Source organism: Limibacter armeniacum (assembly GCF_036880985.1).
GTDB classification, from domain to species: Bacteria; Bacteroidota; Bacteroidia; order Cytophagales; family Flammeovirgaceae; genus Limibacter; species Limibacter armeniacum.
Map to the genome: position 1 here is coordinate 2,227,921 of NZ_JBAJNO010000009.1, position 14,974 is coordinate 2,242,894.

Annotated in this window: 14 protein-coding genes; 7 read left to right on the forward strand and 7 right to left on the reverse strand. The window is 38.9% G+C overall.

The features are described from left to right. Positions 1-44: 44 nt before the first annotated feature. A complete protein-coding gene (locus tag V6R21_RS27105; protein ID WP_334246650.1) occupies positions 45-3,023 on the reverse strand; it encodes a glycoside hydrolase family 3 N-terminal domain-containing protein in 2,979 nt (992 codons plus the stop codon). Positions 3,024-3,699: 676 nt separating this feature from the next. Between V6R21_RS27105 and V6R21_RS27110 the strand changes: the two genes are divergently transcribed. From V6R21_RS27110 to V6R21_RS27125, 4 genes are all read left to right on the forward strand, one after another. Further along, positions 3,700-3,975: a hypothetical protein gene (locus V6R21_RS27110; protein ID WP_334246651.1), complete on the forward strand. Its 276-nt coding sequence runs from the start codon at positions 3,700-3,702 to the stop codon at positions 3,973-3,975. 219 nt (positions 3,976-4,194) lie between these two features. Then, positions 4,195-4,803, forward strand: coding sequence for a deoxynucleoside kinase (locus tag V6R21_RS27115; protein WP_334246652.1), 609 nt, complete (start codon positions 4,195-4,197; stop codon positions 4,801-4,803). 102 nt (positions 4,804-4,905) lie between these two features. Further along, entirely contained in the window at positions 4,906-5,514 is a 609-nt protein-coding gene (locus tag V6R21_RS27120) for a deoxynucleoside kinase (protein WP_334246653.1), read from the forward strand. A gap of 19 nt (positions 5,515-5,533) precedes the next feature. After that, a complete protein-coding gene (locus V6R21_RS27125; protein WP_334246654.1) occupies positions 5,534-6,148 on the forward strand; it encodes a deoxynucleoside kinase in 615 nt (204 codons plus the stop codon). Positions 6,149-6,189: 41 nt separating this feature from the next. On the opposite strand, the gene V6R21_RS27130 is transcribed toward V6R21_RS27125, so the two are convergent. The 5 genes from V6R21_RS27130 to V6R21_RS27150 all read right to left on the reverse strand — a co-directional run bounded on the left by V6R21_RS27130 (position 6,190) and on the right by V6R21_RS27150 (position 11,001). Continuing rightward, positions 6,190-7,200 carry a glycosyltransferase family 9 protein gene (locus V6R21_RS27130; protein WP_334246655.1) on the reverse strand — a complete coding sequence of 337 codons (1,011 nt, stop codon included), beginning with the start codon at positions 7,198-7,200 and terminating at the stop codon, positions 6,190-6,192. Positions 7,201-7,277: 77 nt separating this feature from the next. After that, entirely contained in the window at positions 7,278-8,063 is a 786-nt protein-coding gene (rlmB, locus tag V6R21_RS27135) for a 23S rRNA (guanosine(2251)-2'-O)-methyltransferase RlmB (RefSeq protein WP_334246656.1), read from the reverse strand. Between the two features lie 162 nt (positions 8,064-8,225). Beyond that, positions 8,226-9,056: a GWxTD domain-containing protein gene (locus V6R21_RS27140; protein ID WP_334246657.1), complete on the reverse strand. Its 831-nt coding sequence runs from the start codon at positions 9,054-9,056 to the stop codon at positions 8,226-8,228. 151 nt (positions 9,057-9,207) lie between these two features. Further along, the gene (gene porN / locus V6R21_RS27145; protein WP_334246658.1) at positions 9,208-10,068 is read right to left on the reverse strand and encodes a type IX secretion system ring subunit PorN/GldN; all 861 of its coding nucleotides are present in this window, start codon (positions 10,066-10,068) and stop codon (positions 9,208-9,210) included. Positions 10,069-10,236: 168 nt separating this feature from the next. After that, complete coding sequence (locus V6R21_RS27150) at positions 10,237-11,001, reverse strand: DUF547 domain-containing protein (RefSeq protein WP_334246659.1); 765 nt, start codon at positions 10,999-11,001, stop codon at positions 10,237-10,239. Between the two features lie 204 nt (positions 11,002-11,205). On the opposite strand from V6R21_RS27150, the gene pth reads away from it, so the two are divergent. From pth to V6R21_RS27165, 3 genes are all read left to right on the forward strand, one after another. Then, on the forward strand, positions 11,206-11,766 hold the full coding sequence (pth, locus tag V6R21_RS27155) for an aminoacyl-tRNA hydrolase (protein WP_334246660.1): 561 nt from the start codon (positions 11,206-11,208) through the stop codon (positions 11,764-11,766). A gap of 64 nt (positions 11,767-11,830) precedes the next feature. Continuing rightward, a complete protein-coding gene (locus V6R21_RS27160; protein WP_334246661.1) occupies positions 11,831-12,655 on the forward strand; it encodes an SPFH domain-containing protein in 825 nt (274 codons plus the stop codon). Between the two features lie 49 nt (positions 12,656-12,704). Continuing rightward, positions 12,705-13,559 carry an NAD(P)H-binding protein gene (locus V6R21_RS27165; RefSeq protein WP_334246662.1) on the forward strand — a complete coding sequence of 285 codons (855 nt, stop codon included), beginning with the start codon at positions 12,705-12,707 and terminating at the stop codon, positions 13,557-13,559. A gap of 67 nt (positions 13,560-13,626) precedes the next feature. Here the strand turns inward: V6R21_RS27165 and V6R21_RS27170 are convergent, their stop codons facing one another. Further along, a complete protein-coding gene (locus V6R21_RS27170) occupies positions 13,627-14,940 on the reverse strand; it encodes a tetratricopeptide repeat protein (RefSeq protein ID WP_334246663.1) in 1,314 nt (437 codons plus the stop codon). Positions 14,941-14,974 lie beyond the last annotated feature (34 nt).

Below are 14,974 nucleotides of genomic sequence, written 5' to 3' on the forward strand. Positions count from 1 at the left end.
CTTTTACAAAAAAAGGTGAAGTATTTAATCTTCACCTTTTTCTGTTATTGCTGTGGCTTCAAGCCTATTGATTCATATAAGACTGTCTGAATATTTTCTCTGATATTCATCTTCATCAACTGGCGGTTCTTCGCATATGGGTAAACCCTATTAGATAAAAACACATAAACCAAATTATACTCAGGATCCACCCATGTACAAGTTCCTGTAAAACCTGTATGACCAAACGTTCGGCTAGATGCCAATGCTGATGTTGGTCCATCTTCCTTTTCCCACGGGTTCGGTTTATCCCAACCGTAAGCCCTACGGTTCTTGTACTGCGTAAAAGGTCTTGTATTAAAAGAATTCAACACGTCCTCATCAAAGTACTTTCTACCTCCATAATAACCTCCTTGGAGGTTCATTTGCATTAGCACCGCCAAATCATGAGCATTACTAAACAAGCCTGCATGTCCTGCCACTCCTCCCATCAAAGCCGCTGAAGGGTCATGTACATACCCTCTAATCAATTCCTTTCGGTAACGGACATCCATCTCGGTAGGTACAATGTCTGCATTTCTAAAATGCTTTTTAGGCAAATAACCCATCGTTTTTAGTCCTAAAGGCTTATAGAAGTGATCTTGTGTAAACTGATCCAAACTTTGACCACTTTTCGCTTCTACAATTCTCTGCATGAAATAGTATCCCAAATCACTATAATGATAAGAATACCTTCCTCCTCTATATTTTCGTCTTTTAGAAAGACCTGCATCCTTCAACCAGTCCCACATAGCATCTTTCATGCTATCTGCGGCAAATACTGAAGGACTTACTTCAACTGAATACCCTTTTCCTTTAGATGCATGGAGGTATTCAGGATGATAGACAAATGTGTTTTTGTCCATCACATGACCCCAAAAGAAATATCCTCCTCTAAGTCCTGAGCAGTGTGTAAGGATATGCTTTATTTTGAGATCTTTTTTATCTGTAGAATCAAGGTCTACCAAATAATCTCCCAATTTATCATCTAAGCTAAATTCACCTTGACTTGTCAAGTACATCAAACTCTGCACTGTTGAAGCCACCTTCGTGATGGAAGCCAGATCATAGATTGTATTGTTATTGACCTTTTCCCTTTTTGAATAGGTGAAATATCCATATGATTTTTCAAGTACTATTTTACCATCTTTAATGGCGACTACCTGACATCCAGGCATTGCTTCTTCCGAGATTCCTTCCTGTATAATGCTATCAATTTTGGTCAAAATATCGCTATCCATTCCAACCATTTCAGGTAAGGCATAACCTATACGTTGAATAGACTTGATATTAAGCCCAGAACCTGCCGGAAACTTTTTGCTAGCTGTAACAGGCAACATGCCATATGTATCGATAGCTCCAAAAATAGCCTGTGGTACCACCTTCTGCACTATTGGATCCGTCTCATAAGCACAAATCAAATGGTCACATCCTTCAAGGTATTTCAAGCCATAAGGTATTCCATACAATACCGTTATCACCTTTGTATGTTTCTGTAACTGCCTTATAAACTGCTGTGTTGCATAACTTACACCGTAACGTTTTTGCTCTTCATTAGTCTTACTAAAGACTCCTACGACAACAACTCCTTTATCTTTTACTTTCTCTAAAATACGGTTCATTGTGGCGGTAGACTCTTCCTTTGCATTAACCGTATGATGTTCAAATGTGGCATAGTTGTCCAACATTTCAGCAAAGTCATTGGTCTTGTAAGGAGAGCCTATTGTAACAGAGGCAAAAGTCTGTGCTGCTACATCACGGACAGGCAAAAGCTCCTCTTTGTTTTTCAGTACTGTAATAGATTGCTCAAACAATTCCTGTTTCAAAGCTTTTACCTGTATAGAATTCAGGTCCTTTTTAAGGAAGTCCGTATTAACTGACGTAAAGCTAGATAACCCAGCAAAGTATTTAGCTTTTAGAATATGAGCGACCTTGCTATCTAAATCAGTTATCTGAAACCTGCCATCTGCTATGGCTTCTTTCAACAGCTTAATTGCTTTAGGCACATTGGTTGGGTGCAATACCATATCATTTCCTGCTAGGATTGCCTTAGCTTCTGCATCTCCTGATGTATAATGTTGAGTTAGCGCATTTGCATTCATCACATCAGAAATAACCAAGCCATCAAATCCTAATGAATCTCTAAGCACTCCATCAATCACTTGATTTGACAACGAAGCTGGTAGCATTGGTGTGTTATCCAATTTAGGCAAATTCATATGCCCCATCATAACACATTTTACGCTATCCAGAATAAGATTTTTGAAAGGGTACAGTTCCTGAGCTTCCAGTTCTTTGAAGTCTTTTTTCACTACTGGCAATGCCTCATGTGAATAAGTCTGTACTTCACCCTGCCCTGGAAAATGCTTGGCACAAGCCAAAATACCTTGGTCTTGCATACCTCTCATATAAGCACTACCCTTGGCTGTAACGATTTCACGAATCTCCCCAAAGGAACGATCGGCTATTAGACTGTTGGAAGGATCACTATTTATATCAACTACAGGAGCAAAATTGATATTAATACCCATGCGTTTACATTGCTTAGCAACCTCAAGCCCCATATTATATAGATAAAGGTTGCTATTTACCGCCCCTAATGTCATCTGCTTAGGAAGTGTGATCGTTTCGGTCATACGCGAGCCTACTCCTTGTTCAGCATCCATACCCATGAGCAGGGGTAAACCTGATAGAGATTGGTAATGATTGACTAGCCTAGCAGTTTGCACAGGCTCGCCTTCGTAGAAGATTACCCCCCCAATATGGTATTCTCCTATCAACTGTTCAAGTTCCTGAATGTTCTGATTACCAAGCTGCGGATAGGCAGACACCATAAAGAGCTGACCGAGCTTCTGCTCAGTAGTCATATTTTGTAATACGCTGTCTACCCAAACCTGTTGCCGACGGTGAAAGTCTCGGTCTTGGGCATTTACAGAGAACGATAGAAAATGAACTAATAAATTAATCTGGATAAACGGTAGCAGTACCAGGCGAAATCTTTGCATGATTCGTCTTCTTGTCATTTTATAAGCTCTTGGTTGAAATATAGCTTATGTTCAATAATTCAGTGAATAGTTGTACAGGACAAGCTATTGATATTCAAGTTTCGTTGAGTCCACGTAACTTGAAGTCATACCTTCTCCTGATTTAATATTTCCTCTTCAATCCTTTTAAATTACCCGAAACGGAAAACCTAAAAGGGAATGAACAGAATATAAGGTTCCTGTTTTGATGCGACAGTCAAAGCAAATATTTGGGAAGAAAAAAGCACTTATGTAAGCTTAAAGATGTAACTTAATCTAAGCGAAAAATTACTCAAAAACATTCCTCCTAACAAATATTATATTTTGCATTTATTACTATCCGCAACAACAAAAGTATGAATAATGAAGGAGTTATAACAGTAATTGTAGGCGTTAAAAATTGGTAATACACCCACTATCTTGATATATCACAAATAATTCCCCTCTACATTTTTGTTACTTTTGTAAAAAGAGTACTTATTCTCATATAGAAGACATTATATGCTTTGTAAGATCATCATGAATGGGAACAAAACCGTGCTTGTAGATTAGGCTCTATGTTATCCTCCTAGTTTATTTGCTTTACGACCCATTTAACATGATTTTCCCAAGCGATATTCCTGCCAATAAACTGGTGTAACTAAAATTTATTTCAACGATGAAAAAGTTTCCATCAATTTTCAAGATTCCGAACTACCGCCGTTTTGATTATGAACCTCGTTACTATGACCCTGTAAAGGAACGCATCGAAGAAAGAGAAAAGCTGATTAAAGCTCAAATGGAAGGCAATCAAGACTTGAGCATGGAAGGTATCCGCCAACGTATCTCCTTTTCCAACAACAGAAGTCGCAGCCAAAGCCGTACTTCTGTATGGATGCGATTAGCAATTGTACTGATGTTATCATTTCTGGTATACGCTATTTTCCAAATCTGACCTCTCAAAAGAGAAATTTCCGTCAGTACTTTACTGATTATTAATAAACTCTTTCAAAAATCAAAGTTTTGCTTTTCGGATGAGCTTCCTATTTTTGCGTCCGATTTTTTCTGGTGCAGGCTGCTTTAGCTTACTGCTTCCTGCTCCTAATCGGATTCGACGAATCAGGCTCCTAATAACGGAGACAGTATTTACAAACTTCATAAACTCCGAACAAGCGTGTATATAGCAGTAGCAGGCAATATTGGAAGTGGCAAAACAAGTCTAACAAATATGTTGGCTCAGCACTTTGGCTGGGAACCAGAATTTGAAAGTGCAGATGACAATCCGTACTTAAAGGACTTTTACGATGATATGTCCCGTTGGGCATTTCATCTACAGATTTACTTTTTGAACAGCCGCTTCAATCAGGTTAAGAATGTTCACCTACGAGAACGTCCCGTAATTCAGGATCGCTCTATTTTTGAGGGAACGCATATTTTTGCAGAAAACCTCAAGAATTCCAACCTGATGACTGATCGTGATTATCAAAACTATAAGGCACTATCTGACCTGATGACACGTCATGTCAAAGCACCTAACCTTTTGGTGTATCTGAAAGCCGATACCGACAAACTGGTTTCTCAAATTCAGAAACGTGGGCGTGACTTCGAACAAGATATCCCAACAGAATACCTTACAAACCTGAATGAGTTGTATGAGCAGTGGATATCTCAATATGATATGGGAGAATTACTAGTCATTGACATGACTGAAATGGACTTTGTAAATCGCCCTGAAGACTTCAAGTTGATTGCTGATCAGGTTTCTGCAAAACTTGGGCTTTAAGCGTCTATGATGCGTATGAAGCATACTTTCGAGCTTTTAGCGAAGCTCGTTTTTTATGCACTAACATGATAATTATACTTTTCACTGATAAATTTTAACGGTGTGTATATTGCAATAGCAGGAAATATTGGCTCTGGCAAAACAACTCTTACTACCAAGCTTGCAGAGCATTTCAATTGGGAACCGAGATTTGAAAGCACAGAGGATAATCCTTACCTGAAAGACTTTTATGGTGATATGCCTAGATGGTCTTTTCATTTACAGGTCTATTTCTTGAATAGCCGCTTCCGTCAGGTAGAAGACCTTGTCAACCGTAAACAACTTGTTATTCAAGACAGGTCTATCTATGAAGACGCACACGTTTTCTCTAAAGCCTTACATGCAGGTGGTGAGCTTTGTGATCGTGATTACGGCAATTTTATTCACCTATTTGACTCAATGGTTTCATACATGCCGGCTCCTGAGTTGTTGATTTACCTGAAAGCAGATACAGACAAACTGGTTTCTCAGATCAAGAAAAGAGGGCGTGATTATGAACAATCTATCTCTGAGTCTTACCTAGCGAGTCTGAATACACTCTACAATGACTGGATTGGGCAGTATTCACATGGCAAATTGCTTGTTATTGATATGAATGATAGAGACTTCGTCAATAATCAAGATGACTTGGAAAGTATCATCAAGCAAGTAGAAAATAAACTGAATAACTAAAATAAGGCAGGAAAAGGGAATGTATATAGCAGTAGCGGGAAATATAGGGTCAGGAAAAACGACACTCACAACCAAACTGGCCGAACGATTTGGGTGGGAACCAGAATTTGAAAGTACGGATGCGAATCCTTACCTCGAGGACTTTTACCACGATATGCCTCGTTGGGCTTTCCACCTACAGGTACAGTTCCTAAACAACAGCTTTAGGCAGGTAAACGATATTACAAACCGCAACAAACCAGTTATTCAGGATAGGTCTATCTACGAGAATGCACATATTTTTGCTAAAAACTTGCACGTCTCTGGTATAATGGATGACCGTGACTTCAGCAATTATCAGCATTTGTTTGAGCTAATGGCTTCATATGTCAAAGTACCTGATTTGCTGATTTACCTGAAAGCTGACACTTCCCGTCTGCATGAACAAATCATCAAACGTGGTCGTGATTATGAGCAAGATATTCCTAAGGACTATCTCAACAATCTCAATAATCTTTATGACCAATGGATTTCAGACTATAATTGGGGTGAATTACTGGTTGTTGAAATGACGTCTATTGACTTTGTTGAAAACCAACAAGACTTTGAGTTAATCGCTGCACAAGTCGAAGAACGACTCCATAAATTAGCATAAACCAAAAAGAAAGGGCTTCATAATACTGAAGCCCTTTCTTTTTAAGGTAAGTAAAAATCGAACTGCTGGTCATTCATACACTTGAAATGACCTTTCGGACACTTACTGTAACCGATTTTAGAGCAAGGTCGGCAGTCTAATTTAGTGTTTTCAAAAACTGTGAACTGCGTTCTGTAAGGGTACATACCTAACTGTGGAGTGGTATTTCCCCAAATTGAATATATATTTTTCTTGAAAGCTGCCGCTATGTGCATCATGCCTGTATCGTGAGTAAATACAGCGTACGCCTGTTTCACTACAGATGCCGACTGGTTTAGGTTAAACTTGCCACAACCATTAAATACCAACTTATTTTTCTTCAGTTTCTCCAAACCTTCATTATATGAAGGGTCTCCTTTTGTCTGGTCAAAAAATGCAACAATCTTATCACCTAACTCCTTATCTTCAGGCCCACCCAATAACATGATTGGTTGCTGAATTTTATCACACAATTCTACCATTTTTTCAAATGGTAGCTGTTTGGTAGCATGTTGCCCCCCAATAGCATAAACAACATACTTCTCTCTGTGGCTTTCAGGTAACCAAGTCAATTCTACCTCATCCTTCTCCGGAATAAAATAGTCCAGCCCCAACGCATCCATCTTAACGCCCAATGGTTTCACTGCTTCCATATAACGATCTACAATATGCACATTAGGCATCTTATCGATCTTCATATTCACATATAACCACTTTTCCCAATTTAGCTTATTAAAAGCTTTGGACTTTACTCCCAACCTAGTCTTGATAATGGAAGTACGCAGGTTGTTGTGCAAATCAACTACAAAATCGAATTTCTCATCTTTCAGCTGCTTTACCAACTCTCCCAAATCACCATCAAACAAATGTAGCTTATCAACATAAGGGTTGTGCTCCAAAATACCTTTGTACCCCTTCTTGGTACAGTAATGTACTTCCACTCCCTCTAACTGCGTCTTGAGTGTACGGATAACAGGAGTAGTTAAAACAATATCACCTATTGATGAAAATCTGATGATGAGAACCTTCTTCATGTGTTTGCTAGTTTGCCTAAATGGCAAGAGACGTCAACCACTTGAACTGGTTGACGTCTCTTTAGTTATTCAAATATTTAGTTTACTGTTTTCTGTCTCAGTGCTTCAAAGATGATAATCCCTGCCGCTACAGATACATTCAGAGAGCCTACTCTACCTCCCATCGGTATTTTGGACAAGTAATCCGACTGTATCATGATTTCATTCGAAATACCATCTTCTTCTGATCCCATTACAATAGCTGTTGGCGCAGAGTAATCAGGTGTGTAAATCGTATCCCCTCCTTTTTCAGTACAAGCAACAACCTGTAAGCCTGAGTTTTTCAAATAATGTATTGCCTCCATCAAGTTTTCTGTACGGCATACTGGAATATGGCTCAAAGCACCTGCTGAAGTACGAATAGCATCGCTACCAATCTGAGCAGAACCCTTACTAGGAATCACAATGGCATGCATACCTGCACATTCAGCAGTACGGGCAATTGCACCAAAGTTTCGTACATCTGTCACCCTATCAAGCACCAGGATAAAAGGCGTTTTCCCTTCCTGATAAAGTTCAGAAACAATATTATCCAATGAAGCATAAGCGATCGCTGACATAAAGCCAATCACTCCCTGATGATTTTTACGAGTGATTTTTTCAAGCTTCTGGTCTGGTACTCTTGACACAGGAATCTTTAAATCCTGAGCTCGTTTGATGATTTCAGACAGTTGCGAGTTAGATGTTTCTCTTGACACCAACAACTTATCTATTTCTTTCCCCGCCTCTATGGCTTCAAGTACTGGTTGAATACCATAAACCATCTCACTTGGATCCACCTTCTTCCTAGGTGGTCCAAAATATTTTTTTTGTTTCTGCTGCATAAATACTTTTCAACTTAAAGAACAGGTTAGCAATTATATGGCAAACTCTTACCCCATAAATCGCCTTCTGTTCTATTCAGATTCGTTGGTCCTGCAAAGGTACAAAATCCAAGCTGAGTTGATGGAGATTATTTCCGGTATTCGTAGTTTATATGTTTTTGCTTACTGAATGGTACCATTTCTCCAGCGTTTGACCGTATCAAACCAAAGCTTTCTGAACTTAGGGTCACGTATCAACTCGTAGTGATTGCCGCTAAAAATATTTTTCTTCTTGACAAAAGAAAATGATACTTCACGGTGATTAGGATTTTCACTATATACCCAATCTTCTCCTTCCAAAGTTGGATTGATCTGGTCCGGCTCACCAAATATGATATAAACGATTCCCTGATCAGTTTTCCAACCTTCCTTATAGTTTGTAAACCTGCGGTTAGCTTCAGATACCCGTCTAAAATAAACACTGATAAGACGAGAGGCATTTTCTCTTCCTCCACCAAGGTTTAGCCAAAAGTTTTCAAATACCTGCTTCATGTCAGGAGAATTACTCAAGCTCAGCATCTCTTCCTTACTTGAGATATAAACCATTGAGGCTGTAAGGTTCTTCAGCTTCCGGTATTTGGGAAAATCTTCAGGGACAACTGCCAACCCCACACCTTGTACAGTAGCGGTATCTTGCTGAAAAAACACAAGTCCTTTTGATGAAGGATAGACAGGTTCAGTAACCGAAACTCTCAGTACTGTATCAACTTTCATATTTGACTGACCATAATAAGGGTTTTCTACCATCGGTGGTGCAGCAGGTTGAAAGTCATCTGCAAAGTAGACTACAAAAGCTGAGTCTCCCATTGCACCTTCCAATACAACACTATCACCCTCATGTACATAGCTTTGAGGGGCTTTAATCTTAAATGGTAAGTCCGTGTCTTGTGCCTGCGTGCTAAGTGACCAAAGCATTACAGACAACAGCATTAAAAAGTTTCTTAGTATCTTCATCAGTTTAGGCTCAAAAGTCTCTTCTGTATGGAATAGTTGATTGGTATTTAAATTATTTAATTGTCCAGTATAAACAAATAATTACCCTAGATCACAAAACAAAAAATCCCGAAGAGGGTATCTTCGGGACTCAATATATCTTTTTTTGTGATTAGTATGACCAAAGGGTTGCCTCATACTCCATCAACTTGTAAAGCACTTCCATTGATTGGTAATAACCTTTTTTCCCATCTCCATATAGATCAACAATTGTGTTGTCCTTTGGGTTTTCATACTTCACCAATCTCTTCTCATACATACCCAAGGCAAATGCATCTGCCAAATTTCTGTGCTGTGAAGAGTTTTGGGAATTGTACCAAACCGCTTCAGGATTGTCTACAACTTGACCGTCTTTCTCTATATGAAACACTTGGTTATAAAGCTCCTTATAAGAGAAGGAAGCTATAGGCTTATCCAACTTAGCTTTATTATACTCTGCAGGCAGGAAGAATGTCAATGAAACAATATCATTATACATAGTACTTCTTCTTCTGTCAAAAACCCTGTCTACTTTCACTTCTACCAAAAAGAAATCTCTTGGATCATACTCATTGTCAGCATTACGTTGAGGTGTTTTAGCTTCCACACCCCATTCTTCCGCTGCCCAATCATCGACAGGTGAGTCACCTTCCAGTTCCGTTTGTGGAATACGCAATTTTGACAAGAACTCGTCCTTACTCATACGGGTCTCTAAAGAGTCGTTTTTATATGGAAGAATCATATCATTTTTCACAGCATCAATCAACACACGTGTCAGCTCGTTGTTCTTTGCATAAAAGCCTTCATTCACTTTAAAGCGAAGGTCCATCATAAACCACAAAGACTTTTTCCACATCACATCATAGTTCTGTATAGTATTCACTGTATGCTTATTGGATGCCAGCGTATCTGTAAAAGACGAAGCTCCCTGTGCCCACAATGAAAATGGTAATAACATCAGAAAAGCTGTGAGTAAATTTTTTGTGATTTTCATATTTATATTCTGATCTGAAAATGGTTCAAAAGGGTTTGTAATTCTTCATGAAAGTGGAACTTATTCAGCCCTTTCATTCCACATCACTTAACAAGAATGAAAAACTTATGTGAAAAGTTCACTCTATTAAATTACCGTAAATATTATGCCAAAGGTACGTATCCCTTCTTACTCATTCAAGTCCCAATTGTAATCCAAATAATCTATACGAGCTTTTGGCTCAATCTTGACTTTGGAATATTTATTCAAGAAATCGGCTAACGATCCGTTTTTGGTAAAATCTCCTTTAAACCAAGTAAATATCTTAGAAATCTTCACACTACTTGCTGAAATCTGATTTTTGGATGGATCGTTAATAAATGCTACTGCCTGTTGCTGCAACTGCTCCTCCAGTTTATCGGCTGTATATGCCTCATTGCGTAAGTTAGGACAGCTTACTGAGGCACAAACAATCGCAAAATGAATACGAGGCTCTTCAAACTTCTTACGTAAAATACCATGCTCAATGTTATTCAGATCGTATTCTTCTCCCTCGATTTTGATGAACTTGATATCCCATACAGAATGTACAAAGGCAATATTTAGCGAAGTTACATCTTTTATACTCTTCAATGGGTAGTTATCCAACACAATCTGAATTGTAAATGCATTGTATGCATTGATCCAATAAGCTAGCCTCTCATTCTTAGTCCATGTATCTGGGTTTGGGTGATTAGCTGACAGCAAATGCAAGTATTCATCCAGCTTTGCCCTGTCTTTTTGAAACCCCTTATAGTCTACCTTTCCACCCTCTGATACATGTTTACTGAGCAACTCTCCCCAAAGTTGGTGCGAGATGGGTTGTGCATCTGTCTTGACCTCTGCTGTTGCAAAACAAGAAGTCATACTACATAGCGCAAGTAGTAGATAGAAAATCACGGAATTTGTCTTCATAATTTTATCTTTGTCTTTTCCCTTATCCTCAAAAAGGGTTCAACGAGCGGTTACTATCGTTTCAACCTTTTATCACAAGCAAATAGTATAGTTTCTAATTGAAATTTTCATTTCACTGTTTGAATATAGGATGAGATTAGCTTTCCAAAATGTCTAAATCAAGACGTTTGGTTTTTTATTTAAAAGAATACAATAGAAATTGTTATGAAATACCTGATTGTTGGGCTAGGCAATATCGGACCTGAATACGCTCATACCCGTCACAACATCGGCTTTATGGTCGTGGATGAATTGGCTAAAAAATATGGTGCTGAGTGGGAAACAGGCAGACTAGCATTTACGGCTGATTTCAAATATAAAGGCAGACACATCCACCTTATCAAGCCAACTACTTATATGAACTTAAGTGGCAAAGCTGTTAACTACTGGATGCGTGAGCTAAAACTCAAGATGGATAACCTCCTTGTCATTGTTGATGACTTGGCCCTACCTTATGGAACTATTAGAATGAGAGGAAAAGGGTCAAGTGCTGGACATAATGGACTAAAGGATATTGAACAAATGTTGGGATCTCAGCAATACCCAAGATTAAGATTCGGTATCGGCGATGATTATGCAAAGGGAAAACAAATTGACTTCGTTTTAGGCGACTTCAATGACGATGAAAAAATTGAACTCGGTACACTCATTGATAAGTCTTGTGACATGTGCTTGTCTTTCTCGACAATTGGCATTAGCATGACCATGAACCAATATAATAAATAACTGATGCAGCCCACTTTCAAAAGTGGGCTGTTACCTTAAGCTTGAACTATCTCTAACCTGCAATATGCTGATCGAAAAGAACCTCGCTCCACTATCGGGCTATCTCATGGCAGTGTTACAAACTGCTGTCTTCACTTCAGGTGTACTTCTAATGAACTGGGATTATTTAGAAGCTCCAGGCATTTTGGTTTTGCTGATTGCATTACTAATGTTTCGTGGTTATTTTACAGTATTACCAGGAGAAGCCAAAGTAATCTCCGTCTTAGGAAATTATAAAGGTTCTGTAAGCAAAGGAGGTTTCTATTGGGTACACCCTCTTGCCAAAAGGCTACCTGTATCTCTCAAAACACATGTATTTGAATGTGAAAAACTGAGGGTTTATGACAAAAGAGGTATTCCAATAGATATATCCGCTTCCGTTATATGGAAGGTAGAAGATACAGTAAAAGCACTATTTGAAGTGGAAAACCCTCAACAAATGGTAGAGGTCAATACAAACATGACCCTGCGAATGTTGGCAGAAACCTACCCATTTGACAACCCTGGAGAAGATAGCGATACAGTAACGCTTAGAGGGAATACCAAAGCTTTGGCAGGTGTCTTACAATCTCAGATGAAAGACAAACTAGTAGAAACCGGTATCTTAATCAAGGATGCTCGCATTAAGCACCTTTCCTATGCCCCTGAAATTGCAGAAGAAATGCTTCGAGTATATCAACAGGAGGCAACGCTTGCTGCTCGTAAAAAACAAGCCCTACATGCTGTTGATATGGCAGAAATGATCTTACAGAAAGCTGAGAGCCGAAGCATGATCAAGCTGCAAGAACCCGAAAGAAGTAAGGCAGTGGCAGAACTGCTCGTATCATTCAGTAAAAACCTAAACGGGTAAATCTCTATAATTTCACCTATTTCTTTGCCACAGATTAACAATCTCACAAATGCAAAAAGCAACTAATATCAAAACCATCAGTATTTTGGGGTGTGGTTGGCTTGGTCTTCCTCTTGGTGCTTACCTTGTCGAAAAAGGATACCAAGTAAAGGGAAGTGTCACCAACAAAGCTAAAGGAGCTGAACTGGAAGCTGCTGGAATCAAACCCTATGTAATTCGACTGAACCCATCACCTGAAGGAGATAGTCTCGATGCCTTTTTGGACAGTGATCTGGTCATTATCAGTATCCCTCCTAAATTCAGGGAGCATCAAATGCTAACTTGGCATGCTGAACAAGTTAAATATGTAAAAGAAGCTGTAGAACGTCTCCCTATTGACAAGGTGATTTATATAAGTTCGACTGCTGTCTACCCTGACACAAATGGTATTGTGAATGAAAACAGCAGTACTTCACAGGCCGATAATGCAAAGTCAATATTATTAGCAGAAGAGCTACTTAGAATCAATACTCCTTTTGATACAACGATACTTCGCTGTGGTGGTTTGATGGGGTATGATCGTATGCTCTGCAAGTACTTGGCTGGTAAGAAAGGCATTGAAACAGGAGACCTTCCGGTCAACTATATTCATAGAGATGATGTGATTGGTATTATTGAGCAAGTAATTCTACAAGACAAATGGAATACCGTTCTCAATGCTGTGGCTCCAGAACATCCATCAAGAGAAGCATTGTGTATAAAGCAAAGCGAAGAGTTTGGATATGAAATGCCCGAATTTGAAAAGCCTCGCCGACTACCTGATCACAAGACTGTCAGTGGACAAAAGTTAAAAGATAAGTTGGGTTATGAATTCAAATATCCTAATCCACTCACTTTTGCCTATTCAAGTCCAAAAGTCTATTAAAAGAAAAAGCCCGATATACTCTATCGGGCTTTTTCTTTTTTATACCTATTAAGCAATCAGGTCAATGTTAGATACCTTTTCCTGTTTGCTCATCAATCAAGTCATAAAGGTACTGAGAAGCATTTGTAAATGGTCCTTTACGAGACTCTGTCAATGCTTTCTTTGCTTCCTCAGGCTTTGAGCTACCATAAATTGTTCCCAATAAGAAATTGTATTGGGCTCTATCTACTTGTGTAACACCCGGTGCATTCATCAAGTTGTTCAGCAGCTCAATTGCTTCTTCTTTCTTCTCACTCTTATTAAGTGCTACTGCCTTCATGAAAGTTGCATTTTTGGCATTAGGGAATATTCCCAAACATTTATCTGCATACGTTATCGCCTCTGCATATTTTTTAGCATTCAGCATCATATCAATCAAACGAGTATAAATCATCTCATAAGACTTATCCCCATTTGCATTCTGAAGTGCTTTTTGCAGGAAAGGAATGCCTTTTTGATATTGACCTTGCTTGATTTCCATATCAGCCATCAATACGTTTGCTTGTGCATAAGTCTCATCAATTCTCAGTGCATTGTTCAACATATTTTCAGCCGTTTCGTACTCATAAACCTGGCTGTAAACAGATGCTACCGAGTAATAGTAATCAGGCTGTAACTTTGCGATCAGCGCTTTGTAAGGGCCAAAGTCTGCACGTGTAAATGCTTCTTTAGATTTATCAAATTTCCCACACTGGTGATAAGCATAGCCTAATTCATAGAAAAAGGCAGCACTTGCCTGAGTGTTACTATCTCCTAACTTAGCTGTAGCCTTCTCCAATGTCTGGGCAGCCTCAACACACTTTCCTAATTTGTTAAGCACCTGTCCATGCATCAGAATAGCATCCATGTAATCTGACTTCACTGACATAGCTTCTTTAGTAAACTGCATTGCTCTGTTATATCGCTTCATATCAAAAAGCAATTTGGCAATATTCAGCTTACCATTAGCTTTGCTGTCTACATCAGGGTCTGCATTGGCCATGCTGTTCATGATCTCAATGACCTTCTCATTATCATTCTTTGCTTTATAAGCATTGATTTTTTCTAGATATGGCGGCTTGAAAGTCGGGTCAATAGCAATACTCTTATCCCAGTCTTTCATAGCGGCATCGTACTCCTGCAATTTCAGGTGACAGACACCTTTCCAAAAATGGGTTGTTGCTGAAGTGTCGGCAATTAGCAATGCACTGCTGTACTCAAAGATTGCTTCTTTGTATTCTTTTGCCTTACGGTGTCTTTCACCTTTCTCAAAAAATTGTTTAAAATGGTTCTTTTCCTGTGCAAATGCATTGCTTGAGAGCAATACAAAAAGACAAAAAAGTCCAGTGAATAGTTGTTTCATGGTATCTTATTTCAAATGGTAATACCTAGTATTG